Annotated in this window: 18 protein-coding genes and 1 tRNA gene; 7 read left to right on the top strand and 12 right to left on the bottom strand. The window is 68.3% G+C overall.

Annotation, left to right across the window (positions count from 1 at the left end; genetic code table 11):
• The first annotated feature begins 100 nt into the window (after positions 1-100).
• Positions 101-277 (top strand): hypothetical protein, encoded by a 177-nt coding sequence (locus ACT3S3_RS04185; RefSeq protein WP_301443336.1) that lies wholly within the window; start codon positions 101-103, stop codon positions 275-277.
• 131 nt (positions 278-408) lie between these two features.
• Positions 409-918 (top strand): excalibur calcium-binding domain-containing protein, encoded by a 510-nt coding sequence (locus ACT3S3_RS04180; RefSeq protein ID WP_441582510.1) that lies wholly within the window; start codon positions 409-411, stop codon positions 916-918.
• Between the two features lie 112 nt (positions 919-1,030).
• Here ACT3S3_RS04180 and ACT3S3_RS04175 read toward each other — a convergent pair whose 3' ends face one another.
• The 3 genes from ACT3S3_RS04175 to ACT3S3_RS04165 form a co-directional block, all read right to left on the bottom strand.
• On the bottom strand, positions 1,031-1,270 hold the full coding sequence (locus ACT3S3_RS04175; RefSeq protein WP_301443334.1) for a hypothetical protein: 240 nt from the start codon (positions 1,268-1,270) through the stop codon (positions 1,031-1,033).
• Between the two features lie 198 nt (positions 1,271-1,468).
• Positions 1,469-1,544 (bottom strand) — tRNA-Thr (locus ACT3S3_RS04170).
• Positions 1,545-1,644: 100 nt separating this feature from the next.
• The gene (locus ACT3S3_RS04165; protein WP_444626324.1) at positions 1,645-2,895 is read right to left on the bottom strand and encodes a DNA polymerase III subunit delta'; all 1,251 of its coding nucleotides are present in this window, start codon (positions 2,893-2,895) and stop codon (positions 1,645-1,647) included.
• A 68-nt stretch (positions 2,896-2,963) separates the two neighbouring features.
• On the opposite strand from ACT3S3_RS04165, the gene ACT3S3_RS04160 reads away from it, so the two are divergent.
• Positions 2,964-4,490 carry an adenylate/guanylate cyclase domain-containing protein gene (locus ACT3S3_RS04160; RefSeq protein ID WP_301442452.1) on the top strand — a complete coding sequence of 509 codons (1,527 nt, stop codon included), beginning with the start codon at positions 2,964-2,966 and terminating at the stop codon, positions 4,488-4,490.
• 27 nt (positions 4,491-4,517) lie between these two features.
• Here the strand turns inward: ACT3S3_RS04160 and ACT3S3_RS04155 are convergent, their stop codons facing one another.
• The 4 genes from ACT3S3_RS04155 to ACT3S3_RS04140 all read right to left on the bottom strand — a co-directional run bounded on the left by ACT3S3_RS04155 (position 4,518) and on the right by ACT3S3_RS04140 (position 10,276).
• The gene (locus ACT3S3_RS04155) at positions 4,518-5,858 is read right to left on the bottom strand and encodes an Nramp family divalent metal transporter (RefSeq protein WP_301442451.1); all 1,341 of its coding nucleotides are present in this window, start codon (positions 5,856-5,858) and stop codon (positions 4,518-4,520) included.
• A 67-nt stretch (positions 5,859-5,925) separates the two neighbouring features.
• The gene (locus tag ACT3S3_RS04150) at positions 5,926-6,375 is read right to left on the bottom strand and encodes a hypothetical protein (protein WP_444626322.1); all 450 of its coding nucleotides are present in this window, start codon (positions 6,373-6,375) and stop codon (positions 5,926-5,928) included.
• A gap of 77 nt (positions 6,376-6,452) precedes the next feature.
• Positions 6,453-9,476 (bottom strand): type I DNA topoisomerase, encoded by a 3,024-nt coding sequence (gene topA / locus ACT3S3_RS04145; RefSeq protein WP_441582511.1) that lies wholly within the window; start codon positions 9,474-9,476, stop codon positions 6,453-6,455.
• Between the two features lie 143 nt (positions 9,477-9,619).
• Positions 9,620-10,276 carry an NAD(P)-dependent oxidoreductase gene (locus ACT3S3_RS04140; RefSeq protein WP_444626321.1) on the bottom strand — a complete coding sequence of 219 codons (657 nt, stop codon included), beginning with the start codon at positions 10,274-10,276 and terminating at the stop codon, positions 9,620-9,622.
• 74 nt (positions 10,277-10,350) lie between these two features.
• Between ACT3S3_RS04140 and ACT3S3_RS04135 the strand changes: the two genes are divergently transcribed.
• Positions 10,351-10,722 (top strand): winged helix-turn-helix transcriptional regulator, encoded by a 372-nt coding sequence (locus ACT3S3_RS04135; protein WP_301442447.1) that lies wholly within the window; start codon positions 10,351-10,353, stop codon positions 10,720-10,722.
• Positions 10,723-10,957: 235 nt separating this feature from the next.
• On the opposite strand, the gene ACT3S3_RS04130 is transcribed toward ACT3S3_RS04135, so the two are convergent.
• Positions 10,958-11,161 carry a cold-shock protein gene (locus tag ACT3S3_RS04130; RefSeq protein WP_038546005.1) on the bottom strand — a complete coding sequence of 68 codons (204 nt, stop codon included), beginning with the start codon at positions 11,159-11,161 and terminating at the stop codon, positions 10,958-10,960.
• 384 nt (positions 11,162-11,545) lie between these two features.
• Between ACT3S3_RS04130 and ACT3S3_RS04125 the strand changes: the two genes are divergently transcribed.
• Both ACT3S3_RS04125 and ACT3S3_RS04120 read left to right on the top strand, forming a co-directional pair.
• Positions 11,546-13,972 carry a DEAD/DEAH box helicase gene (locus tag ACT3S3_RS04125; RefSeq protein ID WP_444626319.1) on the top strand — a complete coding sequence of 809 codons (2,427 nt, stop codon included), beginning with the start codon at positions 11,546-11,548 and terminating at the stop codon, positions 13,970-13,972.
• Between the two features lie 80 nt (positions 13,973-14,052).
• Complete coding sequence (locus ACT3S3_RS04120; protein ID WP_301442445.1) at positions 14,053-15,330, top strand: lipase family protein; 1,278 nt, start codon at positions 14,053-14,055, stop codon at positions 15,328-15,330.
• A 6-nt stretch (positions 15,331-15,336) separates the two neighbouring features.
• Here ACT3S3_RS04120 and ACT3S3_RS04115 read toward each other — a convergent pair whose 3' ends face one another.
• The 4 genes from ACT3S3_RS04115 to ACT3S3_RS04100 form a co-directional block, all read right to left on the bottom strand.
• Positions 15,337-16,380, bottom strand: a complete 1,044-nt coding sequence (locus ACT3S3_RS04115; RefSeq protein ID WP_441582514.1) for a hypothetical protein — start codon at positions 16,378-16,380, stop codon at positions 15,337-15,339.
• A gap of 205 nt (positions 16,381-16,585) precedes the next feature.
• On the bottom strand, positions 16,586-16,903 hold the full coding sequence (locus ACT3S3_RS04110) for an Rv3654c family TadE-like protein (RefSeq protein WP_441582515.1): 318 nt from the start codon (positions 16,901-16,903) through the stop codon (positions 16,586-16,588).
• Complete coding sequence (locus ACT3S3_RS04105; RefSeq protein WP_301442442.1) at positions 16,884-17,255, bottom strand: hypothetical protein; 372 nt, start codon at positions 17,253-17,255, stop codon at positions 16,884-16,886. Before ACT3S3_RS04105 ends, ACT3S3_RS04110 begins: the two co-directional genes overlap by 20 nt.
• A gap of 18 nt (positions 17,256-17,273) precedes the next feature.
• A complete protein-coding gene (locus ACT3S3_RS04100) occupies positions 17,274-17,387 on the bottom strand; it encodes a DUF4244 domain-containing protein (protein WP_444626374.1) in 114 nt (37 codons plus the stop codon).
• A 1,934-nt stretch (positions 17,388-19,321) separates the two neighbouring features.
• On the opposite strand from ACT3S3_RS04100, the gene ACT3S3_RS04095 reads away from it, so the two are divergent.
• A complete protein-coding gene (locus ACT3S3_RS04095; RefSeq protein WP_444626316.1) occupies positions 19,322-19,519 on the top strand; it encodes a helix-turn-helix transcriptional regulator in 198 nt (65 codons plus the stop codon).
• Positions 19,520-19,595 lie beyond the last annotated feature (76 nt).

Genomic DNA, 19,595 nt, shown 5'->3' with positions numbered 1-19,595 from the left:
TGTCCGAGGCCGGTAGCGGCGCCGAATCCGAGGACGCCACGGCCTCGTCCTAGCCGTGGTCCCCGACCGTTCCGCACACCGACACGAGGAGACACCGTCCATGTTCGAGTTCCTGGGAAACCTGTTCAACCAGCTCATCGATATCGCGCAGCTGGTCATCAGCTACATCACCCAGGGCCTCCCGGGTGTGCCCCCGACCTGCCCGGAGATGCCGTCGGAGGCTATCGCGGACACCGGCGTGACCTGCGGCGAAGAAACCTGGCCGGAAGCGGACTGACGATCCGCGCCACGCCCAACCGCGGAGCACCCCCGGGGCTAGCCCGTTACTTTTCCTAATGAATGTGCATACAGTTTAATATTCCTCGGTCGCGCCGATGACGGGCGCGAAACTTTACGAGGAGAACCCCAATGAAGATCCGCACTTTTGCGGCAGCGGTAGCCACCGCAGCACTCACACTCGGACTCGTCACCGCCTGCGGCGGGGACACTGAAGCCGAGGAAGTCACCACCAGCGCCACCAGCACCACGTCGCGCACCACGACGACGAGCGCATCCAGCACCTCCAGCGCCACCAGCACGACGAGTGCCACGAGCACCACCGAGGCCCCGACCAGCACCGAGGTGGAGCCGGAGCCGGAGATCGAGCCCGACGTGGACATCGATCCCGACACCGACCCCGACGTCAACGTCGCCGGGAACCCCGCTCCTGCGCAGGATCCGGCCCCCGTCTACACCCCGGACCCGGCACCGGAGTACACCCCGGTGCCCGACTACACGCCCGAGGTCCAAGAACCGGCCGTCTCCTACGCGAACTGCACGGCGGTCCGTGCCGCCGGCGCCGCGCCCATCTACCGCGGAACACCCGGCTACGCCTCACACCTCGACCGTGACGGCGACGGGGTCGGCTGCGAGAACTGACGCAGCCCAGCCACGCCTACGGCAATGAAGGACCCCGGGACGACAACCGTCCCGGGGTCCTTCATCATGAGGGCCACCACGGGAACGTGTCCCGCACAAGGCAGCCCGCGCGCTACTCCTCCGGAGCCACGTCCACGATCGGTGCAATCGCGTCGCTGATCCCGGTGAGGATGCCGCCGGATCCACCGACGCTCGTGGCGGAACCACCGACGGACTCGGCCGAGCCGGCGATGACGTCCGAGCTACCGGTGATGGAGTCCGCCGACCCGGTGAGGGACTCACCCGCGGCGCCGATGAACGGGAGGGCCTCGCCAGCGGCCTGGATAGCAGCGACGATGGAAGCAATGTCCATGATGAACCTTTCAAGCAACTCTGGCGGAGACCACGCGGCCTCCGGGCAACCAGTGCACACACCCTAGACATGTACCCCCGGCGGTATCTACCCCTCCCGCGACAAATTCACACGACGGCAATCTCGCCCCGACGTGACACACGGCAACGGGCCGGGCCACCAACCGTGGAGGTTGGTGGCCCGGCCCGTTCTAAAGAATGGAGCCGCCTGCGAGAATCGAACTCGCGACCTTTTCATTACGAGTGAAGCGCTCTACCGACTGAGCTAAGGCGGCGCACAGGCACCGTCAGGGACGGTGCTGCATACGAGCGGTAATCCTAGCCGACGGTGCAACCCTCCACAAAAACAGCCCCTCACTCCGCCGTCATGCCAGCTCACACCTGCCGGCAGCACTCCCGCAGCCGCCCCACCATCGAGGTCAACGCGACCTCCGGCTTCACGTTGTACGTCAGCGTCTCCCGGCACGCCGACACCGCGTCGATGCACTGCACCAGGCTCTCCGGGGCGTTGCGCCGAGCCAGTTCACGCGAGACCTTCGCCTGGTCGGGGTGCAGGAACCCACCCACCGGCTCCTCCCCGTCCACCGCTCCCGCGGCGACCATCATCGCGTCACGGTACATGCCCGCGATGTCGATCAGCGCCAGGTCCAGCGAGTCGCGCAGCATCCGGGTCCGACGGTTCTTCTGTTCCTTCTCCAGCTCCTTGATCTGGCCCGCGGAACCCGCCTGCGCCTTGGCCACCCCCCGGCCCTTGACGCCCATCCCCAGTGAGCTCTGCAGGTCCGCCAACTCCTTCTCCTCACGCTCGGCCACCGACGAGGTGGCCTCGTCCTTCGCCGAGGTCACCAGGTCCGTGACGAAGCGGTACGCCTCCCCCGGCTCGTAGACCAACGCCGGCAACTTCAGCGCACTGGCCCGCTTGGCCCGCGCCTTCTCCTCGGACGCCAGGTGGCGGGCGCGCCCGATGTGGCCGCCGGCGACCTCCGCCGCCCACGCCGCCTGCTCCGGCGACAGCCCCAGGCGCTCGTCGGCCAGCAGTACCGCCTCGACCTCGTCGCGTGAGGGCGTGGGGACGTAGAGGTGACGGCACCGGGAGCGCAGCGTCACCGCGATGTCCTCAGGGTCCGTGCTCGGCGCGCACAGGATGAAGACGGTGCGCTCCGGCGGCTCCTCGATGCTCTTCAGCAGCGCGTTCGCACTACTGTCGTTGAACCGGTCGGCGTCCTCGAACACCACGATCCGCCACGGGGCGACGGTGGGCATCGCCGCGGCGGTCTTGATCACTTCTCTGGCCTCGGACACCTGGATCACCACACCGTCGGTGTGCACCCAGGTGATGTCCGGGTGCGACCCCGCCGCCGCCGAGCGGCACCCGTCGCACCGACGGCACCCCGGCACGTCCGGATCCTCGCAGACCAACGCCGTGGCGAAGGCCTTCGCCGCGACGGAACGTCCTGACCCCGGAGGCCCCGTGAACAACCACGAGTGCGTCATCGCGGCCGACGCCCCCTCTCCCCTGCCCGCACTTCTGGCGGCCTCCACCGCGGCGACCAACGGGACGGTCACGTGAGGACTGAGGACAGCGGCAGTGAACACGGACTCTGAGGCGGAAGACACAGGCGCCAAGTGTAGTCGCCCTCCCGGACATGACCGGGACGGGGACAAGCCGGTGCTGCTCCGATAGTCTGGGACGCATGCAGAAACTGGGGCAGTACATCAAGTGGGCGTGGGGCACCACCTGGCCGCTGTACGCCCTGACCGTCTTCCTGGTCAACGTGGTCGGTGCGCTCGGAGTGGCGTCCTTCCTGCGTTTCCTCGTCCCCCTCGGCGGCGCCGCGGAACTGACGACGCTGAACACCACCACCGCCACGCTCTACACGGTGTACTTCATCTTCGCGCTGGTGGTCGGCATCGGTGCCACCCTGTTCTTCTTCACCCCGGTGCTGCGGTGGCAGCGCAACCCGGACCCGGTCGACCCGGTGATGATCCGGCGCCTCGTGCTGCGCATCCCGGCGCTCCAGGCACTGCTCGGCGCCGTGTTGTGGCTGGTCGGAGTGGTGATCTTCACCATCGTGGCCTCCCAGTTCTCCGGTAAGTGGGCCTTGTCCGTCGCGGTCACCGCCCTGCTGGGCGGGGCCATGGTGGTGCTGATGACGTTCATGGTCGCCGAGCGCCTGGTGCGTCCCGTCGCCGCCCGGGCGCTGCGGCGCACCGGGGCACCGCAGGAACGAATCTCCCCGCTGTCCCTGCAGATCACCGGGGTCTGGATCCTCACGTCCGCCGTCCCGGTGATCGGTGTGGTGCTGATGGTCGCCGCCCAGGCCACGACCTTCTTCCCCGGCGACGCCCGCGAGATCCTCCCCGGCGTGCTGGCACTGAGCCTCACCGCACTGTTCACGGGTTTCTCCGGGACCCGGCTGATCACCATGACCGTGGTCGACCCGATCCGCGAGCTGCAGTACGCGATGAACCGCGTGCGCCGCGGCGACTCCCACGCGCAGGTGCGCATCTACGACGCCACCGAGATCGGCGTACTGCAGGCCGGCTTCAACGAGATGATGCAGGGCCTGCGCGAACGCGAGCAGGTCCGCACCCTGTTCGGACGCTACGTGGGCACCGAGGTGGCCCGCCGCGCCATCGAGGAGAAGCCGGAGCTCGGCGGGGCGAACCGCTTCGTGGGCGTGCTGTTCGTGGACGTCATCGGCTCCACCGGCTTCGCCGTCTCCTCCTCCCCGCAGCACGTGGTGAAGGCGCTGAACAGCTTCTTCGACAAGGTCGTGGAGGTCGTGCACCGCAACAAGGGCATCATCAACAAGTTCGAGGGCGATGCCGCACTGGCCGTCTTCGGTGCCCCGATCCCGCTGGACGACATGGCCGGCCACACACTCGCCGCCGCGCGTGAACTCAACCAGGAGCTCGCCGAGCATGAGCTGGCCGCCGGTATCGGCGCCGCCGTGGGAGAGGTCGTGGCCGGGCACATCGGCGCCAGCGACCGCTTCGAGTACACCGTGATCGGCGACGCGGTGAACGCCGCCGCACGGCTGACGGAACTGGCCAAGGACACCCCGGGCCGCGTGCTGACCAATGCGTCCACGCTGCGCAAGGCCAACGACGCCGAGCAGGAGCGCTGGACGCTGATGAAGTCGGTGGAGCTGCGCGGCCGCAAGGAGATGACGCAGCTCGCCCGCCCGATCCGCTCCACCCTCGCCGAGCGCGGGTAGGAGCCCGGGGCATTGCCCCCTCTACGCCTACGCCTGCCCGGTCAGCGTCAGCCAGATCAGCAGCACGTTGAGTGCGATGATGACCGCGCAGATCACGACGGCGACGAGCGTCAGCGCCCGCGGGTTCGCCCAGCGTCCCATCACGGTGTGCCGTGAGGTCGCGGCGACCAACGGGACCAGGGCGAAGGGGATGCCCACGCTGAGGACCACCTGGCTCATCACCAACGCCCAGGTGGGCTCCACACCCATGCCCAGGATGACCAGGGCCGGGAGCATCGTGAGGAAGCGACGCAGCAGCAGCGGGATGCGCACCTTCAGCAGGTCACGCATCACCATGTCACCGGCGTAGCAGCCCACCGAGGTCGAGGCCAGCCCCGAGGCCAGCAGCCCGACGGCGAAGAGCACGCCGATCACCGGCCCCAAGGCGTTCTCCACGGCACCGTGGGCACCCTCGATGGTGTCGGTGCCGTCCACCCCGCGCAGCGCCTGGGCGGCCAGGCACAGCATGGCGATGTTCACCGTGCCGGCCACGACCAGCGCGGTACCGACGTCCCACTTGGTGGCCTTGAGGTGGCGGCGCATCCCGTCATCGCCCTGGGGCGTGAACCGGCGGTCGCGGACCAAACCGGAGTGCAGGTACACCGCGTGCGGCATCACCGTGGCGCCCAGCATGCTCGCCGCCAGGACCACCGAGTGCGTGCCCTGGAAGCGCGGGACGATGCCCTCGACCATCTCCCCCACCGACAGTCCGGTGACGAACAGGCCGGACAGGAAACCGACCGTGATGACCAGGAGGAACCCCATGATCACGAACTCGAAGCGGCGTTGCGTGGGGCCTCCCTGCAGCACGAGCATGCCGAGCGAGACCACACCGACGATCACGCCGCCGAGCACCAGTGGGGTCCCGAAGAGCAGGTTCAGGGCGATGGCACCGCCGATGACCTCGGCGACGTCGGTCGCCGCGGCGATGATCTCGGCCTGCCCCCAGAACGCCAGGCGCCCCGCCCGCCCGCGGCGGCGTCCTGCGGCGGTGCCGTTGTTCTCGCGGGCGTCGAACCAGTCGGCGAGGGTGGCGGACAGCGACTTCGAGGTCACCAGCCCGAGTTTCGCCGAGAGGTACTGGACGACCGCGGCCATGAGGTTGGCGACGATGAGCACCCAGAGCAGCAGGTAGCCGTACTCCGCACCGGCGGAGAGGTTCGCCGCGACGTTGCCGGGGTCGACGTAGGCGATGGCGGCGACGAACGCCGGGCCGAGCAGACTGGTCAGGCGCGGTTGTTTCCCGCCCGCCGCCGGCGCGTCCTGCGTCACCCCGTCCTGCGTCACCCCGTCCTTACCGAGGTTTACCTCGGAGGCGTCAACCGACATTCTTCGTCACCCGTCGTCAGAGAGTTCAATACGTTGAACATCATGCTACGACCGGGTGAAGTTACGGTCAAACAGGCGCGGGGCCGTCGCCCCTCCTCGCCCCCTGGGTGACGTGGGACCCCACCTTGGCCACGACCGCCACGACAAGTCCGGCCGCGGCGAACAGGGAGCAGCAGATCGCGCCTGCCAGCACGTCCATGTACACCACGTCCACGGTCACGCTGCTCCAGCCCGAGCCACTCGTCTCCGTGCCGCCGGAGTTGGCGAAGCAGACGATCGCCGCGATCACCCCGACGATGAACAGCGCCAGCCCGAACAGGGACCAGCCGGCGAAGGGGTCCTTCGGCGGGATCTCCGTGCGCGGCGCCAACCGCCCACGCAACTGCTGGGGCTGTTCAGTAGACTGCGGCGCCCCCTGTGGCGTCCCGGGCGCCCCAGCCGCCGCCGACACGAGCTGTTCCTGCGTCCCCTTGTCGTAGTCCGCCCAGCGCCCGCCCGGGCCCGCCGAATCAGTCATCACTCTTCTCCTCCGTATCTGATATTCCCGTCAGGAAATCAACAGTACGCCCCGTGAGGAGTAGAAGACCGGTCCGGTCAGTTCTTCTTCGCGGCCGCCTTCTTCGCCGCCGCCGACGAACCCTTCTTCACCGTGCGCTTCGTCGTGGACTTCACGGCCTTCTTGGTCGTCTTCTTCGCTGTCGACTTCTTCGTCGTCTTGCGCGTCGACTTGGCGGACTTCTTCGCCGGGGCACCGCCGTCGGCCGCCTCCTTGGCACGCCGCTCACTGAGCAGCTCGTTGCCGCGGGCGTCCGTCATCGTCTCCGGCGAGTCACCACGGCGCAACGACGCATTCGTCGTCCCGTCGGTCACGTACGGGCCGAACCGGCCGTCCTTCACCGTCATCGGCTTGCCCGAGACGTCGTTGTCACCCAGCTCCTTCAGCGGCGGCTTCGCCGCGGCACGACCCCGGCGCTTCGGCTCGGCGTAGATCCGCCGTGCCTCGTCCAGGGTCACCGTGAAGATCTGCTCCTCGTTCTGCAGGGAACGCGAGTCCGAGCCCTTCTTCAGGTACGCGCCGTAACGGCCGTTCTGCGCGGTGATCATCTCACCGTCCGACGGGTCCACACCCACCTCACGCGGCAGGCTCATCAGCTTCAGCGCCTCCTCGAGGGTCACCGACGCCGGGTCCATCGACTCGAACAACGACGCCGTCTTCGGCTTCAGCGTCTCCTGCAGGATCTCCTTGATCCGCTTGTCCTTCTTGTTCGCCGCCGTCTTCGTCTCACGGCTCAGCGGCTTCTTGCCCTCCGCGGCACGCTCGGCGTCCTCCTGGTCGCGCTCGGCCTCCACGGTCTTCTCCGCCTCGGCGGAGACCCGCGCCTCCTCGTCGTCCTTGACCTGCTCGGTGACGTAGGGGCCGTAGCGACCCTCACGGGCCATGATCATGCGGCCGTTCGCCGGGTTCACCCCGACCTCACGTCCGCCCTGCGGGGTGGCGAAGAGCTTCTCGGCGACCTCGCGGGTCAGCTCGTCCGGGGTGATGGTCTCGGGCAGGTTCGCCCGCTGGACCTCCGGCTCGGTGCCTTCCGGCGCGCCCTCGGGAACCGGCTTCGTGCGCTCCAGGTACGGGCCGTAGCGGCCCACACGCACGATGATCGGCACACCCTCGGAGTCGTCGAACAGGTGCAGGGAGTTCACCTTGCGCGCGTCGATCTGCTCGAGGTTGTCACCCACCATCGTCTTGAGCCCGCCGAGGCGGGCGATCGTCTCCGCCGTCGCGTCCGACGCCTTGTCGTCGCCGAAGTAGAAGCCGCGCAGCCAGTGCGAGCGGTTCTCCTCGCCGCGTGCGATGCGGTCCAGCTCGTCCTCCATCGAGGAGGTGAACTCGTAGTCCACCAGCGAGCCGAAGTTCTGCTCCATCAGGCCGACCACGGCGAAGGCCACCCAGCTGGGCACCAGCGCCGAACCGCGCGAGACCACGTAGCCGCGGGCCTTGATCGTGTTGATGATCGAGGCGTACGTCGACGGACGCCCGATGCCGAGCTCCTCCATCGTCTTGACCAGCGAGGCCTCGGTGAAACGCGCCGGCGGGTTCGTGGAGTGCCCGTCGGCGGTGACCGTGCGCGTGTCCAGCCCGTCGCCCTCGGTGAGCACGGGCAGCGCCTTCTCGGCGTTGTCGGCGACGTTGCGTCCGTCCGCCGTCTGACTGGTCTCCACGTAGGCCTTCAGGAAGCCCGGGAAGGTGATCGTGCGGCCGTTGGCCTGGAAGTCCGTCTTCTCGCCGCTGGTGGCGGTCCCGGAGACGGTGACCTTCATCGAGGTGCCGCGGGCGTCGGCCATCTGGCTGGCCACGGTGCGCTGCCAGATCAGCTCGTAGAGCTTGAACTCCTCGGCGTCGAGCTGACCGGAGAGGTTGCCCGGGGTGGCGAAGGTCTCGCCGGCCGGACGGATCGCCTCGTGGGCCTCCTGCGAGTTCTTCACCTTGCGGTTGTACTGGCGCGGCGCGTCCGCCACGAAGCTGGGGCCGTAGAGCTCGCGGGCCTGCTGGCGCGCGGCGTCGATACCGGACTTCGACAGGGTCGTGGAGTCGGTACGCATGTAGGTGATGTGGCCGTTCTCGTAGAGACGCTGCGCGATACGCATCGTGCGCTCCGAGGTGTAGTGCAGCTTGCGGCCGGCCTCCTGCTGCAGCGTGGAGGTCATGAACGGCGGGTAGGGACGCCGCGTGTACGGCTTCTCCTCCACCTTCGACACCGACATCGCCGCGCCGGTGAGGTTCTCCGCCAGCTGCTCGGCGCCCTGCCGGTCGATGACGGTGACGTTGGCCTGCGCCTTGCCGGTCTTCAGCTTGCCGTCGTCGCCGAAGTCACGGCCCTGTGCCACGCGGGCACCGTCGACGGCCACGAGTGAGGCGTCGAAGGACGTGGGGTTAGCGGTGTCCCCGGCCGACGCACCGGTCTCCAGCGTGGCGGTGAGGTCCCAGTACTCCGCGGACACGAACGCCATGCGCTCGCGTTCGCGCTCCACGATGACCCGGGTGGCAACGGACTGCACGCGTCCGGCCGACAGGCGCGGCATGACCTTGCGCCACAGCACCGGGGAGACCTCGTAGCCGTAGAGACGGTCGAGCACACGACGGGTCTCCTGCGCGTCGACCAGGTCCAGGTCCAGGTCGCGGGTGTTCTCCGCGGCCTCCTTGATGGCGGACTCGGTGATCTCGTGGAAGACCATGCGGCGCACCGGCACCTTGGGCTTGAGCACCTGCAGCAGGTGCCAGGCGATGGCCTCGCCCTCACGGTCGGGGTCTGTCGCGAGGTAGACCTCGTCGACCTGCTTGAGCTTGCTCTTGAGCTCGGAGACCTTCTTCTTCTTGTCCGGGCTGACCACGTACAGGGCCTCGAAGTCGTCGTCGACGTTCACACCGAGACGTGCCCACGGTTCCTTCTTGTACTTGGCGGGCACGTCCGCGGCACCGCGCGGCAGGTCACGGATGTGACCGACGGAGGCGTCGACAATGTAGTTGTCGCCGAGGTAGCGCTGGATCTTCTTCGCCTTCGTGGCGGACTCCACGATGACGAGTTTCTTCCCGCCGCCGCCCTCGGTCTCCTGCGCTGCCATCGGTGTCGCTCCCACCTTCGTCCTGTCGTTCCCATGCATCCCTGTTCACCCGAATGAATCAACAGGGGGTTCGAGGTGAGACCCTACACGCTGCACCGACAACCGTGCGGATACCCCGTGTTCCCGGGGGGTTCAGCTCAGGCTCAGGCGTCCGCGACGGTGAAGCGGGCCCGACGGTGCGCCGGACGCTCGATCTCGTCGAGCGCCGCACGGGCGAACGTGCCGGTCGTGACGCTGCCACCGGCCGGGTGGTCGTCTCCCAGGACGTAGGACGCGGCGGGTGCGCCGGGGCCGATCTCCGGTGCCGGGGCGAGCATCGTCCAGTCCAGTTGCGCGGGGGCAGCGCGGTAGAGGTCGAGGACCTCGGCGAAGGAGCGGGCCTCCGCGGCATAGGCCTCCGGGAAGTCCGGGGTGTCGACCAGCATGGTGCCGTCGGCGGTGAGCGTGGCGCCGGCACCGCCGACGACGAAGAGACGCACGTCGGACGCTGCGTCGGATGCTGCGTCGGACGTACCGGCGACCGCGCCGATGAGCGCGGCGTGGGCGTCGACGATGGGCTGGACGGAACTGCCGTCGCGCGGGCCGGGGACGGAGAGGACGACGATGTCGGCGTCCTGCGCCTTGGCGGCGACGTCCGCGGGGTCGTGGATGTCGCCGGTGACGTAGGTGACGCCGTCGACCGGGTTGGAGGGGTTGTCCTGACGGGTGACGCCGGTGACCCGGTGGCCGCGTGAGACTGCTTCGTGTGCGATGTCGGTGCCGACCATGCCGGTCGACCCGTAGATGGTGATGTTAGCCATGTCCGGCATTCTAAACTCGTTGCTTCCTTTTGTACAGTGCCTGCCTGAAATAGTGTCGTGATAGAATTCCCACCATGGACGACTCCTGGAACCCCGCCGCCCGCGACTGCCCCAGCCGCGACCTGTTCAGCACGGTCGGCGACCGGTGGAACATGCTGATCCTGCTCAGCCTCGAGCACGGCCCGCTGCGCAACGGGCAGATCCAGACCGCGGTGGACGGCATCTCCGTGCGGGTCCTCTCCCAGCGACTCTCCGCACTGGCCGCCGACGGGCTGGTCACACGCACCGCCTTCCCCGAGATCCCCCCTCGGGTCGTCTACGAACTCACCGACCTGGGGCGCTCCGCCCTGCCGGCGGTGCACGCCCTGTTCGACTGGACGGTGGGGCACATGTCGCAGGTCATGGAGCACCGCACGGCAGAGGGGTCCACATTTCGCACCCAATAAGGTCCCTCTACACAGAAAAGCCCAGGTCATATTTCCTGAAGCAGTTTATGGGGTGCGATATCTGCCACACACCCCAGCACGCCCCGACACACCCCGGCCAGATCACGCCCCCGCACGCAGCAACGCCGCCCGGCGTCCCACGGATCTCTCCGCGGACGCCGGGCGGCGCTGTGATGAAGCTACCGTCCCGGGAAGATCAGACCTCCCGGTGCGACGGTGGGTTCAGTCGGTGCTCTTAGAGAGCGGTGACAGCCTGAGCCTGGGGGCCCTTGGCGCCGTCGCCGATCTCGAACTCGACCTGCTGGTTCTCCTCGAGGGTACGGAAGCCGTTGCCCTGGATCTCGGAGTAGTGGACGAAGACGTCAGCGCCACCATCGTTCGGTGCGATGAAGCCGTAGCCCTTTTCAGCGTTGAACCACTTGACGGTTCCCTGTGCCATGTTCTTTCCCTTACTTACATCTCGGTGATCGGTGCCCCGCCAACTTTTCGCGAGGCCACCGGGCCGATGCTAGAACCACCGTGAACGTTGGTCCGTCCGCATGCAAACAACTCCCGCGAACGTTTTACCTACTGACTGCGGGTCTAACCGGTGATACAGCGAGCAAAGCGACGCACAGAAACTGTGACCGCCCACCAGTGTTCCATGTTTTCCCGCGCAGCACCATACCCACGGCACTATTTTCTCACCCGAAACCCCCCTCTTCCCCACCACCCCCGGCAGACGGTTATGGCTGACACCACAGCAAACACCGCTGACCTGCACGTATCGGCGCGACGAACCGTCGAAGGTGGAGCCGTCGCCCGTCCCCCTAGACTGTTCACCATGAGCGAATTCCCCGGATCCTACGGTTCCGAACTCCTCGCGACGCTGCGGGAGGCCTCCGGTACGGGGTCGGGTACGGGGTCGGGCAACGGCCGCCAGGACCCGCTCACCCACGTGCGCGCCGAGCCCGCGCGCCCCTCGGAGCCGGTCGACTGGCCGGACTGGGTGCTGCCGGCGTTGCGCGACCACCTCGTCGACAACGGCATCACCGCCCCCTGGTCGCACCAGGTCGCCACCGCGCAGCACGCGTGGGAGGGCCGCGACGTGGTCGTGGCCACGGGCACGGCGTCCGGCAAGTCCCTGGGCTACCAGCTGCCGGTGCTCTCCCGGCTCGCCGCCGAGCCCACGGCGTCCTGCCTGTACCTGTCGCCGACCAAGGCGCTGGCGCAGGACCAGCGCGCCGGCCTGGCGCGGCTGTGTTCGCAGGTCCCGGAGTTGCGCGGGGTGATGGTGGCGTCCTACGACGGCGACACCCCCACCGAGGCACGGCGCACCATCCGCGACGACGCGCGCATCCTGGTCTCCAACCCGGACATGGTGCACGCCTCGATGCTGGGCCAGTCGCAGCGCTGGTCACGGCTGCTGCGCACCCTGCGTTTCATCGTCGTCGACGAGTGCCACGTCTACCGCGGCGTCTTCGGTGCGCACGTCTCCCTCGTGCTGCGCCGGTTGCTGCGCCTGGCCGCCCGGGCGGGTGCCGAACCCACGATCGTGCTGGCCAGTGCGACGACGGCGGAGCCGGAGCGTCACGCCGCACGGTTGACGGGGCGTCCCACCGTCGCGGTGACCGAGGACGGTTCGCCGCAGGGCGAGCGCACCGTCGCACTGTGGGAGCCGGGGTTCCGCGAGGACGTCGTCGGCGAGCACGGGGCACCGGTGCGTCGCGCGGCGACCACGGAGTCCGCCGGGATCATGGCCCGGCTCATCGCCGAGGGCGCGCGCACGCTCACCTTCGTGCGCTCGCGGCGCGGCGCCGAGATCACCGCCCTGGCCTGCGCCGAGGACCTCTCCGCGGCAGGACGCCCGGGCGACGCCGCGCGCATCGCGTCCTACCGCGCCGGCTACACCCCGGAGGCCCGCCGCGAGCTGGAACGACGACTCGACGACGGCGAGCTGCTCGGCCTCGCCGCGACCAGCGCCCTGGAACTCGGCATCGACGTCGGCGGGCTGGACGCCGTGGTGTCCTGCGGGTTCCCCGGCACCGTGGCCAGCTTCCGGCAGCAGGCCGGACGCGCCGGACGCCGCGGGCAGGGCTGCCTGGTCGTCATGGTCGCCGGCGACAACCCGCTGGACACCTACCTGGTGCACCACCCGGAGGCGCTGCTGGACAAGCCGGTGGAGGCCAGCGTCTTCGACCCGTCGAACCCCTACATCCTGGCCGGCCACCTGCTGTGCGCCGCCGCCGAGGCGCCGCTGAGCGATGCGGATATCGGCGATTTCGGTGAGAGCGCAGGACGCGTCGTCGACGCGCTGGTCGCCGAGGGCTCGTTGCGTCGGCGTCCGCGCGGGGTGTTCTGCGACCTGGAGATCTCCGGGGAGGTCCACGGGCGGGTGAGCATCCGTGGCGGGGCGGGCGAGGAGGTGGTCATCGTCGACCAGGCCTCCGGACGGGTGCTCGGAACCGTCGACGCCGCCCGCGCGGTCAGCGAGGTGCACGACGGCGCCGTCTACGTCCACCAGGGCGAGACCTACCTCGTCGACGGCCTGTCCCTGGCCGACTCGGTCTGCCTGGTCCACCCCGAGACCCCGGAGTGGACCACGCGGGCGGAGGAGACCGTGGACATCCGCGTGGAACGCGTGCGACGCACCCGCGAGATCGGCGGCACCGACTCCGCGCCCTCCGGGGTGTGGACCGCGGACGTGGACGTGGAGGTGTCCCACCAGGTCACCGGCTACCAGCGCCGCACCCTCGACGGCGAGGTGCTCACCACCGTGCCGCTGGACTACCCGGCCCAACGGCTGCACACCCGCGCGGTGGCCTACACCGTGGACCCCGGCGTGCTGTTCGACCTGGGCATCGAGGAACCGTTGTGGCCCGGCGCGCTGCACGCCGCCGAGCATGCGGCGATCGGGCTGCTGCCGCTGCTGGCAACCTGCGACCGGTGGGACATCGGCGGGGTGTCCACGGTGCTGCACGTGGACACCGGCTTCCCCACCGTCTACGTCTACGACGGCTACGAGGGCGGGGCGGGCTTCGCCGAGGCCGGGTTCGAGAGGTTCGCCCGCTGGATGGCGATGACCGCGGACACCGTGGAGTCCTGCGCCTGCGAGTCGGGCTGCCCCTCGTGCGTGCAGTCGCCGAAGTGCGGCAACGGCAACGACCCGTTGTTCAAGCACGGGGCGGCGGTGCTGCTGCGCGCTCTGGCGGATGCCGCAGGGTCTGCTGAATCGGCTGAATCAGCCGGATCGGCTGGCCCGGCGAACTAGTATCGGGGCGGAAAGCCTTCTCCTGACGTTGCCCCGCCGCTTCCCGCCGCTTCCCGCCGCTTCCCACAAGGACGTTCCCCGTGCGCCGTTCCTCCCTGTCGACCATCACCGCCGGTGTGCTGTGCACCGTGCTCACCGCGGCGTTGTGCGTCCCGAGCGCGGGCGCCGAGCCCGCCGGTACTGCTGACCCTGCCGGCACCGCCGCGCCCGGTTGGTCGGGGCTGGACGTCACGGACGGCGTGCCGCTGCCCGACGAGGCGGGCGTCGCCGTCGACGAGGTGCCGCTCGACCCCGCACTCGGTCTGTCCTCGGCCGGCACCCAGCAACGCTTCGTCTACTCCACCGTCGACCAGCACGGCCAGCCCGCCGCGTCCACCGCCGCGCTGTTCCTGCCGCCCGGCGACGCACCCGACGGCGGCTGGCCCGTGCTCGCCTGGGCGCACGGCACCGTCGGACTCGGCGACACGTGCACCCCCTCGGCGCAGCCACGCTCCGACCGCGACGCCGGCTACCTCAACCACTGGCTGGAGCAGGGTTACGCCGTGGTCGCCTCGGACTACGTGGGAATGGGCACGCCGGGGCTGATGTCCTACCTCAACGGGTCGGTCAGCGCGCTCAACGTGATCGACTCCGTCGCCGCCGCACGCACCCTGGATTCCGTGGACGCTTCAGCACCCGGCGCGTCGGACGCGGGTTCGCTGCTGTCTCCGTCGTGGGCGGTGATCGGTCAGTCCCAGGGTGGCGGCGCCGCACTGCACGTCGCCCACGCCGCCACCCGGCGCAGCGCCGAGATCGACCCCGAGCTGGACTACCGGGGCGCGGTCGCCACCGGCGCACCCGCCTACATCGAGGAACTGGTGCTCGCCGCGTCGCCGTCCTTCCCGCCGGTGGTGCTGCCCACCGGGCTGAACGTGTACGCCGCCTACATCCTCGCCGGCTTCCGCGAGGCGCACCCGGAGGTCGACCTCGACGCCGCCCTGTCCGACGAGGGGCGGCGCATCGCCGACCTGGCAGAGACCGCCTGCTACCCGGAGATGTCGCAGGCCATGGACGGGGTGGACCTGTCGGACTCCTTCTCCACCGCGTTGCGCTCGGTGCCGGGGATGCAGGACGCACTGCGCGGCTACATGGCCACCCCCACCGACGGCTACGACAAACCCGTGTTCGTGGGCCACGGCCTGCTGGACATCGACGTGCCCAGCCCGATCGGCGTGGCGCTGAACTCGCAGCTGTGGTTGAACCAGTTCGCCGGCTCCAACGAGCAGGTCGACGTGCACTGGTACCCCGAGGACCACAGTGGGGCGATGGTCGCCTCGATGGCGGACTCCACCCCCTACCTGGCCTCCCTGTTCAGCTGAGCCTGATCAGCTCATCCGGGTCTCCCCGGCCGCCCTGCCCTCACCGTTGACCGCGACGAAGGCACGGTGGTCCATCAGACCAGGTTCGACGGTGAGCACACCCTCGCCGGCGGTATCGGCCGGGACGGTGAGCAGCACGTTGCCGGTGGTGGACCCGCCCGGGTAGAGGTCGGTGATCGTGTCCAGCTCGTCCGGGGTCACCGCGTAGTGCTCACCGTCGTAGGGGGTGACGGTCTCCCCGTCGACGGTGACGTACTCGATCGTCGTCCACGGCATATCCCCGTCCTCGTCGTCACCGACGTAGGTGATCGTGGCGTTGACCAGGATGTACGTCGATCCCTTCGGCGCAGGGTCGCTGTACTCGTTTTCCGCCCTGACCACCGCGTTGGCGTCGAGGTCCACGTTGTTGATCGTGACTTCCCACTCCCCGTCCGAGACGGTGGTCCCCCACGGGAGCGGGTCGGTGCGCGTGCCACGCTCGGCGTCGGGGGTCGGCGTGCCACTGTGCGGCAGCGCACCCTCGGAGGAGTCTTGCGCGTCGGAGATCTCGTCCATGACGTCGCTGAACACGGTGCTGATCACGACGACGAACATGACGACGGCCAGGAGCGCACCGACCACGGAGACCACCAGACCGGTGATCCCGAAGCCCTGCTTCCTTCCCCGCAGGCACACCGCCACGATCGACACGATGAACGCGATCGGCAGAAGCACCCACCCCACGACCATGATCCCGGGGATGCAGGCCAGAACGGTGCCGACCACCGCGAGGATGAATCCGACCAGTCCGAGAGGGTTGGACTCCAGCTCCGGGGCGGGCGGGTACGGAGGGTACTGCGAGTACTGCGAGTACTGCGAGTACTGCGAATACGAGGCAGGGGCAAACCTCAGGTCCTGCGGACCCGTGGGCTGCCAGGCCCCCGGCTGCGCCCCGGACGGGCCGCCGTAACCGAACTCGTTCTGGTACTCACCCTGGGGCTCGTTCTGGGGCCCGTTCTGGGCCTCGTTCCGGGGCTCTTCATCGGGTCCCGGACCGGTGGGATTACTCATGTTTCACACGCATGCCGTCAACGCGGACGGCATGCTCCTTTCCCTATGCGATTGTCCACTGCACACCGCTCGGAGGCAGCCGGACAGGGCCAACAGCTGGCGACTACAGGGTACTTCGCACGGGGTCTAACCAGGTAAAACCCAACTCACCCGGCCGGTCCCCCCGACGCCTGCGCCACCGACCGTGACACCGCGACCTCCACCCTCACCCCCTGCAGGCCGGCGGTGCCGTAGGGCGTCGCCGCCCCGTCGCCGCCCCGTCGACGACCGTGCACGCACGCACCTCGGCACCGTTGCCTCGCGCCACCGTCCGGGCGACGGAGCACGCCTCGTCGATCCCGGCGCGCTGCAGCACCGTCGCCGCCGACAGTGCGGTCAGGTCCGCCGCCGCCGACGCCCGGTGACCTTGGACCAGGCCCGTCACCCCGTGCACGATCAGCAGGGACAGGGTCACGACTCCGAGGATCAGGGCGGCACCGACCACCGTCGCCGAGCCCTCGTCGTCACCTGCCCTGCGGTTCACCGACGATCACCGCCGACGCCGAGATGTCGAACAACCGGCCGGGGACGGTCACCGTCACGGTGATCAGCCGGGCGCCGTCCCCTGAGGTGCCGGACGCACCGGCCGCACCGCCGGGGTCGACGACCAGCCTCGCGTCCGGTTCTCCCTGCGTCACGACGGCCCGGGCCGCGGCCTCGTCGCCGAGTGCCGCCGCCCGGGCCGCGTCGCGGGCCATCCCCACCGCCCCGAGATACGTCGCCAGGGTCAGGACGCCGGCGACGACCAGTCCGACCACGGCGGTCAGGGCGGTGAAGACGATCGCCGCCTCCACCGTCACGTAGCCGTCGTCGTGGCTGTGGCCTCCATCCGTCACGTCCACACCCCGTGTCCGCTACTGGGTGTCGAGTGCGCGCTGGAAGATCGCGGTCAACGCACCCTCCACCGCATTGGAGGTGACAACGAGGTAGAGCAGCGCCCCCAGCGCCGCGGCGGCGACGCATCCCAGGGCGTATTGGCGACTACTAGTAGGGGTGTACCTAAAACAAACGGCCTCAACCGGGAGTTCGTAGCTCGCCGGGAGGCCTCAACAGAACGGACCAACTTCCGCAATGTCTACGCCCAACCTTACTGCGACCCTGCCGGGGTCCGCAACGCCCGCCGAGGCCTCGCTGATTGCGCTGACCCTCCACGCTGACCGCACACGCACCATCCGCGCCCACGGTGACGCTGAGTTCACGCGCACCGCTGAGGCCCTGTGCCGTGTCTTGGGCCGTCGAGCTGTCCGCTCCGGTGCTGACGCGCTGACGGTCGCCCTCGTGCTGGATTACGCGGGTGTTGAAGCGCCCGTGCCGTATGTCCTGACGGACGCGGCCTAGACCCTCCCCCACTGGCGATCTTTCGCCACCTGGGGCACATGTCCCACCTGGGCAACATTGCCCACCTGCGACATATGCCGCACCTCATCCCTGCGCCCGTGGATTCATACGGGTGGGCCGGTTCACCACCGGTGCCGTCCCCGGTCAGAGCGGGATCACTAACCCATATCCAAACCCCGACCTACAGAAGGCGTAGGCGGGCTGAGGGGCACCCGGTCAAGGCAGACGATGGCGGGAACAGCGGTGGTACCTGTAGTCCCCTCGTGGAGTATCCCCGTCCTGACGCAACCGAGTAATGCCCGGAGCGTGTGCAGTGTCACGGCTTTTCCGTGGCCTCTTGATGTGACCGACGTCTGACCGACCGAAGCGCCCCCCTGCATCCATTCAGGTCAGGGGTACCTCTGTCCGCTCCCTCAATCCTCCCTCCCAAAGTGCCCGCAACGCCCCGGTTCTGGGGGGTCAGAATTGACCCCCCTGTTCAGGTGTCCCATTTGGGACACCTGCCGCCTGACTTCTCACGGTCAACCGTGAACAAATCGCAGAAGGGAACGCACGCGGAGTTTTCGACCCCAAGGTCAAGATCCCTGGAGCACGGATACAAGGCGAGCCGGTGGCCCCTCACTAAACCGGTGGCAGAATAGATGGGTAAGCGTTCCGGGGAACCCTCCACTGTTTCCGCAGGTCAGAAATGGTTGTCACCCGATGTGCTACTAATGGTAGTAGCAGGTTTTCAGGAGACGACACGGAAGACCCTTGGACAGATCGCGGTAGACTTGACGGGTAAGAGTTCCGGGGAAACTTTGGAATCGCTGGTATACTGGATGTAGCAGGTTTTCAGGAAAGCTCCGGCACCAAACGGTAACCTCGCGGTATAATTGAGGGGTGAGAGTTCCGGGGAACCCTCACTAAACCGCTGGTATACTGGATGTAGGACACAACGCGGGGAACCCTCCACTGTTTCCGCAGGTCGCAAAGGAAACGCAACCCATCTGCTACTACTGGAAGTAGCGGAAAACACGGGTTGACCTGGGTTGATATAACGGGGCCTTACAATGGACGTAGGCGGGGATTGACCCGGTGAACGACTCTGCCACGCGTGGAAGAATAAACTGCCATCGGTGGTATACTGGAAGTAGCAAGTTTTCAGGAGAACGTCTCATCCCAGGCCCGTGAGAATGGCACGGTAAGATGGAGATAGGCGAAAAACACCACCTGACCTGCGTGGCGCACAACGGGGTTATGATGTTCGTAAGCAAGTTTTAGGGATCGACCTTCGGGCCGGTCCCCTTTTTCATATCCCTTCACGCTGACACTCGCGCACGACCGGCGCACCGGGAAGGGGGATACCGTGACACGCCCCCCGCCCTGACCCGCACCACCACAACACACAGCCCCCACCGGCACCCGCCCGGTCGGGGCCTTTTCTATGCCCACACACGGAAGGCCCAGCACTGGACACCACTAGCTACGTCTCCGAGATCCTCACCACCGCCCCCGTCCTCACCGACGAGCAGAAGGCCCGCCTGGCCGGACTGTTCACCATCAACTGAAAGGAGGTGACCAAATGATCCACATCGATAACGAGCGTTACCTGTCCCACCGGGACGTGGCCGACCGCTTCGGCGTGAACCGTCGAACGGTCCGCCGCTGGTGGTACGACGGCACGTTACCGTCCCCCGTCTACCAGGGCCGTACCCCGTACTGGCCCGAGCGCGAACTGAACGCGCACCTCATAAGCAAGTTCCGCAACATCAACGCCTAGAGAAAGACAATCTCATGACCATCATCTCAGCCCTGATCCTCACAGCCCTGACCGCCTACGCCCTGGGCCGTGCCGA

Source organism: Corynebacterium sp. AOP40-4SA-5 (genome assembly GCF_052377355.1).
Lineage (GTDB): Bacteria > Actinomycetota > Actinomycetes > Mycobacteriales > Mycobacteriaceae > Corynebacterium.
Note: the sequence above shows the minus strand (reverse complement) of the source record. Positions and strands in the feature narration are given on the sequence as shown.